The organism is Burkholderia sp. Ac-20349, assembly GCF_017104865.1.
Lineage (GTDB): Bacteria > Pseudomonadota > Gammaproteobacteria > Burkholderiales > Burkholderiaceae > Burkholderia > Burkholderia aenigmatica.
Map to the genome: position 1 here is coordinate 1 of NZ_JAAGPM010000162.1, position 16,571 is coordinate 16,571.

Here is a 16,571-nt window from a genome sequence, read left to right on the forward strand (position 1 = left end):
GCCGATGGCGGGCCAGCCCGGCCGCGCCGCGCGCAGCCGCGCATGCGCGCCGATCAGCACGTTGTCGAGCACGCTCAGGTTGCCGAACACGCGGCCGTGCTGGAACGTGCGCGCGATGCCGAGCGCCGCGAGGCGTTCGGGCGCCGTGCCCGTGATGTCGCGGCCGTCGAACGTCACACGGCCGGCATCGGGCCGGTCGGCGCCCGCGATCAGGTTGAACAGCGTCGACTTGCCTGCGCCGTTCGGCCCGATCACGCTCAGCAGCTCGCCGTCGGCGAGCGTCAGGCTCGCGCCGTCGAGCGCGGTCACGCCGTCGAAGCGGCGCGTCAGGCCCTGCACGTCGAGCAAGGGTCGATGGGTGGTCATCGCATGTCTCCTCACACCGTGCCGAGCAGGCCCTGCGGCCGGAACCGGACGAGCAGCAGCAGCACGAGGCCATAGATCAGCATCCGGTAATCGGCCGCCCAGCGGAACAGCTCGGGCAGCCCGATCAGCGCGATCGCGCCGGCGATGCCGCCGAGCACGTTGCCGAGCCCGCCGAGAATCACCATCGTCAACGCGAGGATCGACACCTGCGAATCGAAGGTCTGGTGATTGATGTAGCTGTACAGGTGCGCGGCGATCCCGCCGCTCACACCGGCCGCGACGCCGCCGACCGCGAACGCGATCGCCTTGTAGCGGTTCGGCGCTATGCCGTGCGCGCGCGCGGCGACGTCATCCTCGCGCACCGCGCGCAGCGTGCGGCCGAGATGCGAGCGCAGCAGCCGCACCTGCACGAGCGCGAACACGACGAGCACCGCGAACGTGAACCAGTACGCGGCACGCGTGGTCGTCGCCCACGGCAGCGGCGCGATGCCGGTGATGCCGAGCGGGCCGCGCGTGAGGCCGTCCCAGTTCAGGATCACGAGGCTCACCACTTCACCGATGCCGAGCGTCGCGATCGACACGTAGTGACCGCGCAACCGGAATGCCGGATAGACGAGCAGCGTGCCGAGCACGGCCGTGATCACGCCCGCGCACGGAATCGTCACGGCCGGCGACCAGCCGAGATCCGACGACAGCAGCGCCGACGCATACGCGCCGATCACGAGCAGCGCCGCGTGGCCGAGCGAGATCTGCCCGACCGTGCCCGCCACCAGCGTGAGGCTCAGCGCGAGCAGCCCGTACAGCCATGCGTTGGTCAGCGTCTGCAACACGTACGGCGACGCACCGAGCCATGGCAGCACGGCCGCCAGCACGATCAGCGCGACGAGTACCGGGCGCGGCACGCGCACGGCCTTCGCCGCCGCGAGGAAGGTGCCCGTCATCGGCTCGGGCGGCAGCGCGCGGTTGGCGCTGAACAGCCCGTTCGGCCGCCACACGAGGAACACGATCAGCAGTCCGAATGCGAACAGGTCGCGGTAGCTCGTGCCGAACAGCGCGACGCCGTAGCTTTCGACGAGACCGAGCAGCAGGCTGCCGGCGATCGCGCCGGGCACGTTGCCGAGCCCGCCGATCAGCAGCGCGACCACGCCCTTCAGCGTGGCCTGGAAGCCCATCGCCGGATCGATGCTGTTGTAGTACATGCCGACCAGCAGCCCGCTCACGCCGCCGAGCGAGCACGCGATCGCGAACACGGTCTGGTTCACGCGGTCGACGTCGACGCCCATCTGCAGCGCCGCGTCGCGATCCTGCGCGGTCGCGCGCACGGCCCAGCCGAGCCGAGTGAAACGCAGGAAGCCGTACAGCAGCGCGGCCGCCGCAATGCCGATGCCGGCGATCAGCAGGTCCAGCGAGCCGAGCGTCGCGCCGGCGATCCGCAGATGCCAGTCGGGCAGCGGCGTCGGCACCGCGCGCGGGTCCGCGCCGAATGCGAGCTGCGCGAGCTGGTCGAGGATGAAGCTGATGCCGATCGTCGCGAGCAGCGGCGCGATGCGTGCCGCGTGGCGCAGCGGCCGCAGCCCGATCCGTTCGATTGCGACGCCGAGCGCGCCGCAGCCGACCACGACCGCCGCGAGCGCGACCGGCAGCGGCAGCCCGAAGCGCGTCAGGCACAGCCAGCCGATGAACGCGCCGACCATGTAGACCGAGCCGTGCGCGAAGTTGATCAGGTGCGACACGCCGAAGATCAGCGCGAGCCCGACCGCGAGCAGCGCGTAGATGTTGCCGACGATGAGGCCGTTGAGCGTGTAGTCGAGCCAGGAAGCCATCACGATGCGTCCGTTGCGTGCATGCCGTTCAGGGCCGGGGTCAACGTGCGGCGAGCTGCGGTTTCGCGCCATCCCACAGCGCCCACTGCCCCTGCTTCACGACCAGATACACGGTGCGCGCGCCCGCGACGCGACGCGTCTGCGGATCGAAGCGCACCTTGCCGAAGATCACGCTCGGCACGTCGCTGATTTTCGCGAAGCCGTCGTGTGCGGCCTGGCGCGTCGTGCCGTAGCGGCGCAGCACCTCGGCCGACAGGATCAGCGCGTCGTACGCCCGCGCGACGAACGAATCGGGATCGGCATGGAATTTCGCGCGATAGCGCTGCACGAACGCCTGCACCTCGGGGCGCGGCTCGGCCGGGAAGAAGTTCGATTCGGTATAGACGCCATCGACGGCCGCGCCGCCCAGCTCGAGGAATTTCGGTGAATACACCGAGCCGACCGCCGCGATCGGCAGCGTGACGCCCGACGTGCGCGCCTGCCGCACGATCTGCGCACCGTCCGCGTAGTACGAGATCAGCACGATCGAATCGGGCTTCGATGCGCCGATCCGCACGAGCGTCGAACGGAAATCCTTCTCCGTCGGCTGATAACCTTCGGCCGCGACGACCTGCGCGCCGAGCCCGGCCACCGCCTTCGCGAAGATGTCCTTGCTGGTGCGGCCCCAGTCGGTGTTCAGGTACAGCACCGCGATCCGCTTGAAGCCGAGTTCCTTCACCGCGTAGCGTGCGAGCAGCGGCTGCTCCTCGGCCTGGCTCAGCGCGGTGCTCCACAGATAGTCGCCGCCCTTCGTGAAGTCCGGATGCGAGTTCGTGAAGCCGAACTGGATCAGCTGCCCGCGCTGGTAGATCGGCGATGCGGCCATCGACGTCGCGCTGGAGAAGTCGCCGAGTTCGATCGCGATGCGCGGATCGGCGACGAACTTCTGTGCGATCGCCACGGCCTGGCGCGGGTCGCTGCGGCTGTCCTGGAAGTCGACCGCGAGCGGCCGGCCATGAATGCCGCCGCTGCCGTTGATCTCGTCGAGCGCGAGATCGAAGCCGCGCTTCCATTGTTCGCCGTACTGCGCATCCTGGCCCGTGAGCGGCCCGCTCACGCCGATCACCACCGGCTCGCCCGACACGCCCGCCGCGAGCGCGCCGCCCGTCGACAAGCCCCATGCGGCAGCGAGCGCCGCCACCGTGCCCAGCACGCGCCGCCATGCGCCGCGTGCGTCGTTCCCCGAAACGTTCATGCGTCCCCCAGCTTCAGTCAGTCGAAAAGAGTGAGGGCATGTAACCATCCGGTTCAGGACGATCCAACGAAGTTTTGCGCATATCGATATCGTGCGCGGCGCGAAGCGGGTGAGGGTCGCGAACGGCCACCCGCGGGTGCCGCACCGCGCGATGTATCGGCTCGCATCGCATCACTTTGATTCGATTGGCGTTTCGTTCGCGTCACCCGTCTCAACCCGCGCGGACGCACGCACAACCGGCCATCGCGACGATCGGGCGCTTCGAAGTTTTCACGCTGTCGATAGCAAAAATCATTATATGAATCGCACATGCTAGCCCTCCTACAATGCGCAAATCGCATCATCGGAACGCGTCATGGAGCTGCATCAACTCGAAGCCTTTTCCGCGGTCATGTCGGCCGGCAGCGTGACCGGCGCGGGCGAGCTGCTCGGCCGCTCGCAGCCGGCCGTCACGCGGCAGATCCAGGAGCTCGAAGCCGATCTCGGCTACGCGCTGTTCGACCGGCACGGCCCGCGCGTCACGCCGACACGGCGCGCATTCCTGCTCTATGAGGAAGTCGAACGCTCGCTGGTCGGCCTGCGTGCGATCGAGGCACGCGCACGGGCGCTCGGCGATGCAACCGCCGAACCCGTCCGCATCGCGGCGACGCCTTCGCTCGCGGCCACGATCGTGCCGGCCGCGCTCGCCGCATTGCCCGACGGCGCGCAGGCGCCGCACTACCAGTTGCGCAGCGAATCGGCCGAGCATGTCGTGCACGAGGTGCTGGCCGGCACGGCCGATGTCGGCGTCGTCACGCTGCCGATGGCGCATGCGGGGCTCGACGTGCACTGGATCGCGCAGACGCCGTGCGTCGCCGTGCTGCCCGCCGGCGACGCGCTCGCGGCGCAGCCGCGCATCGCGCTGCGCGATCTCGCGCGCCGCCGCATCGTGACGGTCGCGAACCGGCACCGGCTGCGCCAGCGGATCGACGCGGCCTTCGCGGCCGCGCGGGTCGACGCACGCGTGTTCATCGAAACCAATGCGTCGTTGAACGCGGTCATGGCCGCTCGCGCAGGCATCGGGATCGGCATCGTCGATCCGGCGACGGGCGTCGCGCTGCCGGTGGACGGCGTCGTCGCACGCCCGCTCGACGTCGACATCCCGTTCGCGTTCGGCGTCGCGACGCCGGCCGGCAAGGCCCGCACGGCGGCCATCGATGCGCTGCTCGACACGCTGCACCGCACGACGCGCGCGCTGCTCGACGACGTGACCTTTCACGAAGCCGCCGCGCACGACGCGCTGCTGCGCGGCGACCGGCTGCGCACCGAGCGCCCGCCACGCACGTCACGCACGACACGCACGACACGGTCGCGCCGCACACGCCCGGAGGCCGCATGACGACGCCACTCGACGCACTCCACGCACTCGAAGCCCGGCTCGCACAAGACCTGCGCTGGCTCGACCTGCCTGCGCCGTCGTGGGTGCCGCCGCGCGACGCGGACGGTACATGCGTGCTCGACGTCGCGATCGTCGGCGGCGGCATGGCCGGGCTCGCGGCTTCCGCCGAACTGCGCCTGCTCGGCATCGACAACCAGTGCGTGATCGACCGCGCGCCGGCCGGCTACGAAGGCCCGTGGGTCACGTTCGCGCGGATGGACACGCTGCGCTCGCCGAAGCAGCTTGCGGGCCCCGCGCTCGGCCTGCCCGCGCTGACGTTCCGTGCCTGGTTCGAAGCGCAATACGGCCGCGACGCATGGGACGCGCTCTACAAGATTCCGCGCACGCAATGGATGGACTACCTGCGCTGGTACCGGCGCGTGCTCGACCTGCAGGTGCGCAACGACACCACGCTCGTCGCGCTACGTCCGCGCGGCGACGGCCTGCTCGCGCTCGATGTGCGCGGCAACGGCGAAGCGCAGACGCTGCTCGCGCGGCACGTGGTACTCGCAACCGGCCGCGACGGGCTCGGTGGCCCGTATATACCGCCCGTCGCGCAACGCGCGCCGCGCACGCGCTGGGCCCATTCGTCCGAGCCGATCGACTTCGCGGCGCTCGCGGGCAAGCGCATCGGCGTGGTCGGCGCGGGCGCATCCGCGTTCGACAATGCGGGCACCGCGCTCGAAGCCGGCGCCGCGCGCGTCGACCTGTTCTTCCGCCGCACGGACATTCCGCGCATCAACAAGCTGACGGGCATCGGCAGCCCGGGCCTCGTGCACGGCTACGCCGACCTCGACGACGCGACGAAGTGGCGCTTCATGCACTACGCGCTGACATCGCAGACGCCGCCGCCGCGCGACAGCGTGCTGCGCGTGTCGCGCCACGCACACGCGCATTTTCATGCGGGCAGCCCGATCGAGACGCTCGCCGAACACGCGGACGGCCTCGACGTGACGACGCCGCGCGGGCGTTACACCGTCGACTTCCTGATCTTCGCGACCGGCTTTCATTCGGACTGGACGACCCGCGCGGAATTCGCGTCGTTCGGCGCGCAGGTGCGGCGCTGGAAGGATCGCTATCGAGCGGAACCGGGCACGTGGCTCGACGAGCTCGCCGAGTCGCCCGATCTCGGCCCCGCGTTCGCGTTCCAGGAGCGCGAGCCCGGCACGTGCGCGGCCATCACGCGGATCCACTGCTTCAACCATGCGGCGAGCCTGAGCCACGGCAAGCTGTCCGGCGATATCCCGGCCATCAGTGCGGGCGCGCAGCGGCTGGCGCGCGGCATCGCGAGCCGGCTGTTCGACGCCGACCGTGACCGCCACTACGACGCGCTCGTCGCGTATGCCAATGCGGAACTGCAAGGCGACGAATGGCGCGACGCCGATGCGTAAGCGCGCGTCCATCGATCACATTGACGACGAAGGGAACCCGATACGATGACTGAATCCATCACGCCGGCCGATGCGCCGGACACGATCGACGCGATCGCCGGCCTGCGCGACGGCGACGCGGTCGCTGCACTGCGCCGCGCGCGCGACAAGGTGCTGCTGCATACGCGGCTGAGCGAAGCTGCGCTGTTCGATCCCGCGCTGCCGGATCTTTCGTTGATCGAACGATTGCATGCGGCGCGCTATGTCGCAGAAAAATCGAACGCACGCGTGCTGGCAGATACCTATCGCGCACGACTGGTCGACGCAGGCGGCACGCTCGACGATATCGCGCGCGCGGACGCCGATGCGTTTGACCTGCTGCCTCGACGCATCGGCGCGATCCTTGCACATGCGCGACTGCTGACGCTCGCCCCTGTCGACGCGCGCCCGTCCGATCTCGACGCGCTGAAGTCGGCCGGACTCACGACGCCCGCGATCGTCGCGCTGTCGCAGCTCGTGGCGTTCGTCGCGTATCAGTTACGTGTCGCCGTCGCCGCGCAAGCGCTTCAGGCACGTGCCGCCACGGAGGCCGCATGACGACGACCACCCACGGCTTCACGTCCGACACGCTCGGCTGGCGTGCCTGGCTCGACACCATTTCGCTCGATGCCGCGACGCCCGACCAGCTGGCCGTGCTCGAAGCGAGCCACCCGCACGCGAAGACGTCCGACTATTACCTGCTGCTCGTCCATCTTCCCGAGATCCTGCGGCAACGCTCGGGCGTGTTCAACGCGATCATGTACGGCCCCGGCGGGTTGTCGCGCGCGGAGCGCGAACTGGCCAGCACGGCCGTGTCGCGCGTGAACGGCTGCGTGTATTGCGCGTCCGTGCATGCGCAGCGCTTCGCACAACTCGCGAAACGCACCGACGCGATCGAGCAGGTGTTCGACGATCCGGCGACGGCCGGCACGACGGCGCGCGAGCGCGCGATCATCCGTTACGCGATCGCTCTGACGGAGCGGCCCGATACGGTCGACGCGCGCGACATCGCCGCGCTGGAAGCCGAAGGGCTGACCCATGAGGAGATTCTCGACCTGTCGCACGCGGTCGCGATCTTCGCGTGGGCAAACCGGTTGATGCTGACGCTGGGCGAGCCGGTGTTTCCGGAGCCGGCGGCGCTCGCCTGACCCTGCCGCGCGATTCGCCACCTGATTCGACGGAAACCGGCGCACGAAGCGCTGCGCCGGCCTCACGCTCACGGCGCTCATCCACGATCAGGCAGGGCGAGCGTTCGGCATGCCCGTCAGAACACGCCCGGAATCAGCCGGTACCGAACCCGGGCCCGGTACGCACGATAATCCGCGTCGTCCGACAACAGGCGCTCCTCCAGCATGATTCTCCCGATCTGCAACACCATCCAGACGCCGATCGTGATCAGGTTTCGGGTACTGAAGTTGGCGAGCAGGAAACCGATTTCAGACAGCAGATAACCGGCGTAGATCGGGTGACGCACGAAGCGGTACGCACCGGTCGAGACGACGCCCCGATTCGCCGGCAGCAGACCGAACGAGCGCCCCAACGACAGCTTGGCGAACAATTGCAATGCAATCCCGGCAATTTGCCAGGCGCCCCCGGCCCACTCCGGGATCAGTTGCGTGCTGGCGGTCAGCTGATAGGCGAGACAATAGAACGAGCCGCCAAGCGTAAAAAACACCGCGACGGGATGCCAGTCGCGCCGCCTCGGCAAGTTCGCAAACGCCGACAATCCAACGGTCAGAACGGAGGAGACCAACAGCAGGATCAGCGTGATCCGGCTCGTATCCAGTCGCCACTGCAGATAGAGCATATAAGCAAACACGCCCAGCACCGTCACCGACGACACGCGAGCGCCAAGCTCGATCAGACTGATCCCCTCTGATTCCTCTCGTATAGCCGTAGCGTGTACTGCCGGCGTACTTGACGTGCACGTTCCCCGTCCCCCTGCGTCCTTTATCGCCTGTGCCATGTTATTGATCTGTAATTTATTAAGGGCTTTTTGTATTACTTTGCATTACCGATTCAGACTAGCATGCCCGATCGATCAACGAGGGCCAAAGTTTTGACTTTCTGACGTTAATTAGCGTAATTCCCGAGCCATCGGTCAAATAGGGATGCCGAAGCAAGATGGCGCGCTGCCGGCCCGGCGGTTCGTGGCTCGTATCGCGCGTCGCGCGGACAGGATCATCTCCGTCGTGCGGCAAACGATTGGCTGGTACGCCGAGTGAAACCGGCCCGCTTTCAGCTAGCCATGTCGCGATCGAAATGGAATTCGGACAACGGCGCGACGCGGCACCTTTCGCGCCGGCCGCTTTGATTCACAGCCGCTACGTGGCCAATCTATCCGCGGCCGAGCCCTTCGGCAGCAACGAGGTCAGCTCGGCCCCGCCCCTCCGTCACGCCTTGTGCGTCGACAGCAGAATGCTCGTCTCGGTATTGGCGATCCCGTCGATCAGCCGAATCGCACCGAGCACGCGATCGAAGTGCTCGAGCGAATCGGCATGCAGCTCGGCGACGAGATCCCAGCGCCCGTTCGTGCTGTGGATCGACGCGACGTTCGGATGCCCGCGCAGCACCTTCACCACTTCCGCACCGCGATTGCCCTGCACGGCGATCGACATCAGCGCGCGGATCCGGTGCCGTTCCGCCGCCGGCTTGAGCCGCACCGTATAGCCGACGATCACGCCGTTTTTCTCCAGCCGCGTCAGCCGGTTCTGCACGGTCGCGCGCGCGACGCGCAATTCCTTCGCCAGCGCGACGACGGGCAGTCGCGCGTTGTCGCGCAGCAATGCGATGAGCTGCCGGTCGACGTCGTCGAGCGTGATCATGAGCGGGCTTTCCTGTTGAGCGTGAACCGGCCGCCAGCGTGCCGGAGGCTGTGCATTCTGGCCACTGCGACTTAGTCAAATTGCCGGATCGGGCCAGCATTTTGGCAAGTCTATCGATAAATCTGCCACTTTTGCCGTCTTTTTGTTGGCTCGACTCGCGGAAATAATGACTCTATCGACCGGCCGTACCCGCCGTGCCGCCGCTTTCCAGGCAGCCCGAGCCGAAGCACCGCCCGGTCGACCAGAACGCCAGGGACACCCGTACCGGCACTGAGAATACTGGAGACAAACGCATGACCCGCTTCCTCGACGTTCCCGCCACCGCCCGACTGATCGCCAGGACCGGCGTCACGACGTTCCTCCGCGAGCTCGTCGACACGCTGCGCGCCGATTACCTGCACTGGGCCGACTTCGACAAGTCGCCGCGCGTCGCGTGCCACTCGCGCGACGGCGTGATCGAGCTGATGCCCGTCGCGAACGCATCGCTGTTCGCGTTCAAGTACGTGAACGGCCACCCCGTCAACGCCGCGCGCGGCATGCACACGGTGATGGCATTCGGCGCGCTCGCCGAAGTCGATACCGGCTACCCGCTGCTGCTTGCCGAACTCACGCTGACCACCGCGCTGCGCACGGCCGCCACGTCGGTGCTCGCCGCTCAGGCGCTCGCACGCCCCGACTCGCGCACGATGGCGCTGATCGGCAACGGCGCGCAGAGCGAATTCCAGGCGATCGCGTTCCACACGCTGCTCGGCATCGACGAAATCCGCGTGTTCGACGTCGATCCGCGCGCGACCGACAAGCTCGTGCAGAACCTCGCCGCGTACCCGGCGCTGCGCGTCGTGCGCGCCGCATCGACCGCCGATGCCGTGCGCGGCGCCGACATCGTGACGACCGTCACCGCCGACAAGGCGTACGCGACGATCGTCACGGCCGACATGATCGAGCCCGGCATGCACCTGAACGCCGTGGGCGGCGATTGCCCGGGCAAGACCGAACTCGAAGCGGGCGTGCTGCATGCGGGCCGCGTGTTCGTCGAATTCGAGCCGCAATCGCGCATCGAGGGCGAGATCCAGCAGATGCCGGCCGACTTCCCCGTCACCGAGCTGTGGCGCGTGCTGCAGGGCGAGACGACCGGCCGCGAACGCGCGGACGAAGTCACGGTGTTCGACTCGGTCGGCTTCGCGCTCGAGGATTACTCGGCGCTGCGCTACCTGCATGCGCTCGCCCAGCAGCACAACGCGGGCGTCGAGATCGCGCTGATTCCGCCGGCCGTCGACCCGAAGAACCTGTTCGCGCTGATCGACGACCCGGCCGCGATCGCGCAGGGTCACGCGGCATACGTCACCGAAGCCGTCGCCGCGTTCGCGCGCTGACCGCGATGCCCGGGCGGCCCGTGCGCCGCCCGGTTTCCAGCCTTTCGTCCTTGCCTTCCATGAATCTCGTATCGATCCAGGCGCCGGCCGCCGTCGTGATGATCCGGCCGCACCGCTTCCTGCCGAACCCGCAGACCGCGGCCGACAACGCGTTCCAGCGCACGGCCGCCGCCGACGGCGCGGCATCCGTGTCCGCCGCCGCGCGCGACGAAGTCACGGCCGCCGCGCAGACGCTCGCCGACGCCGGCGTGCGCGTGCACGTGTTCGACGATCACGGCGAACGCGACACACCCGATTCCGTGTTCCCGAACAACTGGTTCTCGACGCATCCGGGCGGCCACGTCGCGCTGTATCCGATGTTCAGCGCGAACCGGCGCCGCGAACGGCGCGCCGACGTGATCGAAATGCTGAAAGCCGAATATCGCGTGCAGGACGTGATCGACTACTCGGGGCTCGAATACGACGACGTGTTCCTCGAAGGCACGGGTGCGATGGTCCTCGACCACGTCGCGCGGATCGCGTACACCGCGCGTTCGCGCCGCGCCGATCCGGTCGCGCTCGAACGCTTCTGCACGAACTTCAATTTCGAACCGATCTGCTTCGATACGGCCGACGCCGACGGGCGGCCGATCTATCACACGAACGTGATGATGAGCGTCGCGACCGAGTTCGCGATGGTCGGCCTCGACCTCATCGCCGACAGCCACCGTCGCGACGAGATCGCACAGCGGCTGGCCGAAACGGGACGCACGGTGATCGCGCTCGATGCGTCGCAGATCGCGAATTTCGCAGGTAATACGCTGGAATTGTCGGGCAAGGAGGGGCGTGTGCTCGCGCTGTCGCGGCGCGCGTACGACTGCCTCACGCCAGTGCAGCGTGCGACGATCGAGCGTTCCGCACGCCTGCTGCCGCTCGACGTGCCGACGATCGAACTGGCCGGTGGATCGGTGCGCTGCATGCTGGCGGGGATTCATCTCGCGCGGCGGTCGGCCGCGCCGAGCGTAATAGCAGTGGAATCCGCCGCATCGCCACGCGAGACGACGCCACAGATCTGACCGGCAGGCTGACAACGCACATACGGCTGCCGATGCGATGCCACGGTAGCCATCCGCGTATTCGAAGGACGTTGAATCGGCGAGCGTCAGCCCGCATCGGCAACACCGCGCAATACTCTGGCATCCGAATGATGCCAGAGCACACCGCGCCACTCATCCCGCCAGCAGCTTCAACCCCGCCGGCAGCGTTTCGCCGAACACGCGCACCGTGTCGGCTTCGTCGAACGCAATCGCTTCCCGCACCATGTCGATCCACGCCGTCGACGCATTCGCGGCCGACAGGCGCTTGATCACGGCCTCGCGTGTGTCGTCCGGCAGGTCGCGCGAACGGTCTCCGGTCATCCGCGCAATCTGTGCGGCCGCGAACGCTGCGGGTTCGACCTGCTTCCAGTCGAGCGTGAACAGCGCATCGAGCCAGCCCTTCGCGACTTCCGCCGGCACGACACTGTGCGCGCTGCCGTAGAACGGCCGCCGCGCGCCGATGCGCCCGAGCGCCCACGCACACAGCGCCCGCTCGCCCGGCTTCTGCAACTGCGCGATCAGCCGCTCGGCCAGCTCGACCTTGCGCTCGACCGGCAGCCGCTCAAGCGACGCGGACAACCGCGTCATGTCGGCCGGCCCAACCTTGCCCGGATCGAACGGCAGCTTGCGCCGCTTGTCGTCGGTCGGTTCGAGGAACGCGATCGCGTCGCGCACCTGCGTCTGCGCATCGTCGTCGAGGCCGCCGGCCACGCGCCGCCACAGCGTCCACCACTCCGACCACACCTGCCCGTCGGTCACGTATTGAATCCCGTCGTCGAACAGCGGCCACAGTTGCTCGATGCGCCACGCGTCGAGCGGATGGCCGAAGCCCGGGCGCAGGCAATAGCCGGCAAGATTCAGCCACGCACGTTCGTGATCGGCCGAGCGGCGCCGCCGCCGTGCGCGCGCGAGCAACGCGTCGAACAATTCGCGCGCGAGCGCGACGTCCCAGTCTTCGCGCGCACCGAGCACCTGTTCGAGCTGCGCGCGCAGCCGGCGCGTGTCTTTCGGCGTGACGCCAGCAGCCTTGCTGCCGAACGAGCGCTCGATCAGTTCGATTGCCTGATCCAGCCGCGGATGCCGCGCGAGTGCAGCGTCATCACCCTGCGCGGGCGCATCGCCACGCAACTGGAATTCGAGCCGCCAGCGGCGCGCCGCATCGTCGGTCGCGATGCAGTGCATTTCGAGCGTGCCGACCTCGGTCAGCGACGCGGTGAGCTTCACCGGCGTTTCGCGCGCATCGCCGCCCGCTTTTGCGTCGACGACCGTCGCAATCGGCGGCAGCCGCACGAAATCGCCGCCGTCGAGATCGACGAGATCGCCGGGCCGGTACGCCGTCTCGGCCACTGTCGACACGAGGTGGAAACGCACCGGCTGCCCGAGTTGCAGCGCGAACGTGCGATCGTCGAGCCGGATCTCGTGGCCCTCTTCCGTGCCGCGCGGCAGCAGGCAGACGCCACGCGCGGCCGCCTCTGCGGCGCCATCGTCGAGTACGAGGAAATAGCTGCGCGCGGACCCGCCGCCGATGCGCGGCGCATGCCCGGCACGCGCGAGCCCGTAGGCCACCGCGCCGCGCGCGACCGCCACATCCGGATGCGCGTTGTGCAGCACGTCGAGCGGTGCGCCGCGCCACGCGCCGAGCGTCTGCGCGAGACGGCCGGCGAGCGCGCCCGCGCGGAACACGCCGCCGTTGAGCAGCAGCGTGTCGGGCAGCGGGCCTTCCGCATGACGATTCAGAAAAGCGGCGACGTGGCGCGTCACGGCCGCGTCGCTCGCATACGGCAGCCCGAATTCGACGATCGCGGCACGCGCACGGCGCGGCAGTTCGCCGGCTTCGACCTGCGGAAAGAAGCCATCGACGACGATCTGCTCGACTTCCTGCCGTGTCAGCTCGGCCGAACGCGCGCCGCCGACGAGCTTGCTGCCCGCGCCGAGCAGCGTGACGTTGACGGATTCGGGTGCATCGTCGCCGAGCAGCCGTTCCTTCGCCGCACGGCAACGCTCGACGAGCTGCGACAGGCTCGCGGCGGACAGCCGCGTGCCGGGCTCGGTCAGCCGCGACTCGACCAGCCGCGCGAGCGCGAGGTCCATGTTGTCGCCGCCGAGCATCAGGTGATTGCCGACGCCGACGCGCGTGAAGGTCGGCTCGCCGTCGTCGCCCGGCGCGACGTCGACGAGCGTGAGGTCGGTCGTGCCGCCGCCGACGTCGCAGATCAGCACGCGCCGCGCGGCGGCAAACGTGTCGCGCAACGTCTCGCGCTGGCCGTACAGCCAGTCGTAGAACGCAGCCTGCGGCTCCTCCAGCAGCCGCAGCGCGGGCAGCTTCGCGCGTCGCGCGGCCTCGACCGTCAGTGCGCGCGCGCCGTCGTCGAACGACGCGGGCACCGTCAGGATCACGTCCTGCTTCGCGAGCGGCGCATCGGGAAAACGTGCGTCCCACGCGTCGCGCACGTGTGCGAGATAGCTCGCGCTGGCATCGACCGGCGACACCTTGTCGACGCCGTCGGCCGCGCCCCACGGCAGGATCGCCGCGAGCCGGTCGACCGACGCGTGCGACAGCCAGCTCTTCGCGCTCGTGACGAGCCGGCCCGGCACCTGCGCGCCGAGCGTGCGCGCGTAGCGGCCGATCACGGCCGGCGTCGCGCCGGCCGCGTTCGCTTTCGCGTGGACGGCCCACGGCAGCCGCAGCGTGTCCGGCGGCAGCTCGCCCGCCGCCGGGTGATAGCGCACCGACGGCAGCAGCGGCTGCGCGGCCACCGCGCCGGGGCCGACCAGCTGCTCGACGTCGAACACGCGGATCGCGTCGGAACCGGCCTCGACGTACGCGACGACCGTATTGCTGGTGCCGAGGTCGATCCCGACCGTATAGCGCTTCATCGCGCTCAGGCGGCGCCGCGCACGTCGAACTCGACCTTCCAGCGCTCGTTCGTGCCGCTCGGGATCGCCTCGAGTTCGAGCGTGCCGGCTTCGGTCACGCGCGCATGCAGCTTCACCGGCACGACCTCACCGACCGTGCGCCCTTCGGCGGGCAGCGTCGCCTGGATTTCCTCCAGCTCCTGCAGCTCTTCCGGCGACCAGTAGTCGAGCAGCGTGCCGACCTGATCCTGGCGGCGCACCGACGAACCGAAGAAGCGGAACTGCACCGGTTCGCCGACGACGAGGCCGAACTCCTGCGGCGGCAGCGCCGCGTCCGAGCCCTCCTCCATCCCGAACGGTGCGACGCACAGCGCCTGCACCGGCGGTTCGAGCCCCGGCACCGCGGGCATCGCCGATTCGATCGCGACGTAGTACGCGCGCGCCGTGCCGCCGCGAATGCGCACGCCACGGCCGCGCTTCACGAAGCCGTAGTACGCCGCGCCGCGTGCGACCGCGAGATCGAGATCCGCGCCTTCCAGCAGGCGCGCGGGCGGCGCGCCTTCAGCGGCGAGCCAGCTGTTGAGCGTATCGAGCACGCGCTGCGTGAGCAGCGTCGATTTGAACACGCCGCCGTTGAACAGCACGGCGGTCGGATGGAGGAACGTCGCGCCCTGCGGCAGCGTGCGCTGCACGCCTTCGAGCGAGTCGAGCGCCGCGACCTGGCGGCCAAGGAACGCCGCGAGATGGCGCGTGATGCCCGCGTCCTGCGCATACGGCAGGCCGAGCTGCGTCAGGCCGACGCGCGCGCGGCTCACCGGGCGCGCGGCTGCGTCGACTTGCGGGAAGAAGCCTTCGAGGATCGTCTGCGTGAGTTCCGCGCGCGTCAGCTCCGTGCGGATCGAGCCGCCGATCAGCTTCGAGCCGCGGCTCGGCACGACGAGCGGCACTGCGTCGGTCGTCGGGTCGGACAGCAGCGTTTCCTTCGCGGAACGGCACGCGTACGTGAGCGCGCGCAGTTGCCACGGATCGGCCTGCGTGCCCTGCTGCGCGAGCTTGCGCGCAACGATATGCGCAAGCGCGAGGTCCATGTTGTCGCCGCCGAGCAGGATGTGCTCGCCGACCGCCACGCGATGCAGCTCGAGATTGCCTTCGCGCTCGACCACCGCGATCAGCGACAGGTCAGTCGTGCCGCCGCCGACGTCGACGCACAGGATCAGGTCGCCGACCTGCACCTGCTTGCGCCAGCCGCCCTGGCTCTTCTGGATCCAGCTGTACAGCGCGGCCTGCGGCTCTTCAAGCAGCGTCATCCGCGAGTAGCCGGCGGCGCGGGCGGCCTCGGCCGTCAGTTCGCGCGCGGCCGGGTCGAACGATGCGGGGATCGTGACCGTCACGTCCTGGTCGGCGAACGGCGCGTCGGGATGCGTGTGGTCCCACGCTTCGCGCAGGTGCGTCAGGTAGCGGATCGAGCTTTCCAGCGGCGACACGCGCGACACTTCCGGCGGCGCATCGCTCGGCAGGATCGCCGCGCGGCGGTCGACGCCCGGGTGGCACAGCCAGCTCTTCGCGCTCGACACGAGGCGGATCGGCGTGCCGGCGCCGCGGGTGCGCGCCATCTCGCCGACCGCGAAGGCGCGCGAAGCCGTCCACGGCAGCGTCAGGTCGCCCTGCGTCAGTTCGCTTTCATGCGGAAGATAGAGGAACGACGGCAGCAGGTCGCGCGACTCCAGCGCGCCGGGCGCGGTGAGCTGCGCGATCGGCAGCACCTGCTGCGTGATGGTTTCGCCGTCGCTCGCGGCGCTGTCGACATACGACAGCGCGCAGTGGGTCGTACCGAGATCGATACCGATCGAATAGCGCGGATCGCTCACAGTTCCACCTCCGCCGGTGCGACGACCGATGCGTCGTGGCTGCCCGTCAGCTTCGGCAGGCGCACGTCGGCCACCCGCCAGCCGCGATGGCTGACCGTGCCTGTGAACGGCGCGGAGCCGACCACGTTGCCCGTCACGCGCACGGCCGTCGCGTCGAAACCGGCCGGCAGCGTCACGCGGCTGCCTTCGGCTTCGTCGCGCACCGGCAAGCGTCTTGCCGATCGCGTCGCGGAGATCGTCGTCAATTTCCGCCCGGTGCCGCACTCGGCGCTCGGGCCCACCGCGCTGCGTCCCGGCTCGAACCGCCTCGTGATCCGGCTGCAG

14 protein-coding genes are annotated in these 16,571 nt (G+C 69.1%); 6 read left to right on the plus strand and 8 right to left on the minus strand.

Translation table 11 applies throughout. The features are described 5' to 3' along the window. The 3 genes from G3N61_RS33375 to G3N61_RS33385 all read right to left on the minus strand — a co-directional run. Positions 1–366: ATP-binding cassette domain-containing protein (locus G3N61_RS33375; RefSeq protein ID WP_205824508.1), on the minus strand; the 366-nt coding region annotated here is incomplete at its 3' end. 11 nt (positions 367–377) lie between these two features. Then, on the minus strand, positions 378–2,189 hold the full coding sequence (locus G3N61_RS33380; protein ID WP_205824509.1) for an ABC transporter permease: 1,812 nt from the start codon (positions 2,187–2,189) through the stop codon (positions 378–380). 40 nt (positions 2,190–2,229) lie between these two features. Next, positions 2,230–3,423 carry an ABC transporter substrate-binding protein gene (locus G3N61_RS33385; protein WP_011356128.1) on the minus strand — a complete coding sequence of 398 codons (1,194 nt, stop codon included), beginning with the start codon at positions 3,421–3,423 and terminating at the stop codon, positions 2,230–2,232. A gap of 355 nt (positions 3,424–3,778) precedes the next feature. On the opposite strand from G3N61_RS33385, the gene G3N61_RS33390 reads away from it, so the two are divergent. Genes G3N61_RS33390 through G3N61_RS33405 form a run of 4 tightly spaced genes read left to right on the plus strand, consistent with a single transcriptional unit; the run spans position 3,779 to position 7,397 of the window. Beyond that, on the plus strand, positions 3,779–4,801 hold the full coding sequence (locus G3N61_RS33390; RefSeq protein ID WP_205824510.1) for a LysR family transcriptional regulator: 1,023 nt from the start codon (positions 3,779–3,781) through the stop codon (positions 4,799–4,801). Continuing rightward, the gene (locus G3N61_RS33395; RefSeq protein ID WP_205824511.1) at positions 4,798–6,231 is read left to right on the plus strand and encodes an NAD(P)/FAD-dependent oxidoreductase; all 1,434 of its coding nucleotides are present in this window, start codon (positions 4,798–4,800) and stop codon (positions 6,229–6,231) included. The genes G3N61_RS33390 and G3N61_RS33395 overlap by 4 nt, the downstream gene beginning before the upstream one ends. Positions 6,232–6,276: 45 nt before the next feature. After that, complete coding sequence (locus G3N61_RS33400; protein ID WP_043178316.1) at positions 6,277–6,807, plus strand: hypothetical protein; 531 nt, start codon at positions 6,277–6,279, stop codon at positions 6,805–6,807. Beyond that, on the plus strand, positions 6,804–7,397 hold the full coding sequence (locus G3N61_RS33405; protein WP_043178319.1) for a peroxidase-related enzyme: 594 nt from the start codon (positions 6,804–6,806) through the stop codon (positions 7,395–7,397). Before G3N61_RS33400 ends, G3N61_RS33405 begins: the two co-directional genes overlap by 4 nt. Before the next feature lie 116 nt (positions 7,398–7,513). On the opposite strand, the gene G3N61_RS33410 is transcribed toward G3N61_RS33405, so the two are convergent. After that, entirely contained in the window at positions 7,514–8,215 is a 702-nt protein-coding gene (locus G3N61_RS33410; RefSeq protein WP_205824512.1) for a methyltransferase, read from the minus strand. 427 nt (positions 8,216–8,642) lie between these two features. Next, entirely contained in the window at positions 8,643–9,074 is a 432-nt protein-coding gene (locus G3N61_RS33415) for an Lrp/AsnC family transcriptional regulator (protein ID WP_006479718.1), read from the minus strand. Positions 9,075–9,367: 293 nt separating this feature from the next. On the opposite strand from G3N61_RS33415, the gene G3N61_RS33420 reads away from it, so the two are divergent. Together G3N61_RS33420 and G3N61_RS33425 are read left to right on the plus strand one after the other, a co-directional pair. Further along, the gene (locus G3N61_RS33420; protein WP_043178323.1) at positions 9,368–10,447 is read left to right on the plus strand and encodes an ornithine cyclodeaminase; all 1,080 of its coding nucleotides are present in this window, start codon (positions 9,368–9,370) and stop codon (positions 10,445–10,447) included. A 59-nt stretch (positions 10,448–10,506) separates the two neighbouring features. After that, positions 10,507–11,502, plus strand: coding sequence for an arginine deiminase-related protein (locus G3N61_RS33425; RefSeq protein WP_205824513.1), 996 nt, complete (start codon positions 10,507–10,509; stop codon positions 11,500–11,502). A 153-nt stretch (positions 11,503–11,655) separates the two neighbouring features. Here G3N61_RS33425 and G3N61_RS33430 read toward each other — a convergent pair whose 3' ends face one another. The 3 genes from G3N61_RS33430 to G3N61_RS39815 form a co-directional block, all read right to left on the minus strand. Further along, positions 11,656–14,400: an Hsp70 family protein gene (locus G3N61_RS33430; protein WP_089453633.1), complete on the minus strand. Its 2,745-nt coding sequence runs from the start codon at positions 14,398–14,400 to the stop codon at positions 11,656–11,658. A 5-nt stretch (positions 14,401–14,405) separates the two neighbouring features. Then, positions 14,406–16,247: an Hsp70 family protein gene (locus G3N61_RS33435; RefSeq protein ID WP_089453634.1), complete on the minus strand. Its 1,842-nt coding sequence runs from the start codon at positions 16,245–16,247 to the stop codon at positions 14,406–14,408. Further along, positions 16,244–16,571, minus strand: a 328-nt coding sequence (locus G3N61_RS39815; RefSeq protein ID WP_241018018.1) for a DUF2760 domain-containing protein, incomplete at its 5' end; no start/stop codon positions are given. The genes G3N61_RS39815 and G3N61_RS33435, both read right to left, overlap by 4 nt.

What these genes read in the sequence shown, in the direction of transcription:
- G3N61_RS33380 (WP_205824509.1), bottom strand. Translation starts at nt 2,189, where the DNA reads ATGGCTTCCTGGCTCGACTACACGCTCAACGGCCTCATCGTCGGCAAC.
- G3N61_RS33385 (WP_011356128.1), bottom strand. Translation starts at nt 3,423, where the DNA reads ATGAACGTTTCGGGGAACGACGCACGCGGCGCATGGCGGCGCGTGCTG.
- G3N61_RS33390 (WP_205824510.1), top strand. Translation starts at nt 3,779, where the DNA reads ATGGAGCTGCATCAACTCGAAGCCTTTTCCGCGGTCATGTCGGCCGGC.
- G3N61_RS33395 (WP_205824511.1), top strand. Translation starts at nt 4,798, where the DNA reads ATGACGACGCCACTCGACGCACTCCACGCACTCGAAGCCCGGCTCGCA.
- G3N61_RS33400 (WP_043178316.1), top strand. Translation starts at nt 6,277, where the DNA reads ATGACTGAATCCATCACGCCGGCCGATGCGCCGGACACGATCGACGCG.
- G3N61_RS33405 (WP_043178319.1), top strand. Translation starts at nt 6,804, where the DNA reads ATGACGACGACCACCCACGGCTTCACGTCCGACACGCTCGGCTGGCGT.
- G3N61_RS33410 (WP_205824512.1), bottom strand. Translation starts at nt 8,215, where the DNA reads ATGGCACAGGCGATAAAGGACGCAGGGGGACGGGGAACGTGCACGTCA.
- G3N61_RS33415 (WP_006479718.1), bottom strand. Translation starts at nt 9,074, where the DNA reads ATGATCACGCTCGACGACGTCGACCGGCAGCTCATCGCATTGCTGCGC.
- G3N61_RS33420 (WP_043178323.1), top strand. Translation starts at nt 9,368, where the DNA reads ATGACCCGCTTCCTCGACGTTCCCGCCACCGCCCGACTGATCGCCAGG.
- G3N61_RS33425 (WP_205824513.1), top strand. Translation starts at nt 10,507, where the DNA reads ATGAATCTCGTATCGATCCAGGCGCCGGCCGCCGTCGTGATGATCCGG.
- G3N61_RS33430 (WP_089453633.1), bottom strand. Translation starts at nt 14,400, where the DNA reads ATGAAGCGCTATACGGTCGGGATCGACCTCGGCACCAGCAATACGGTC.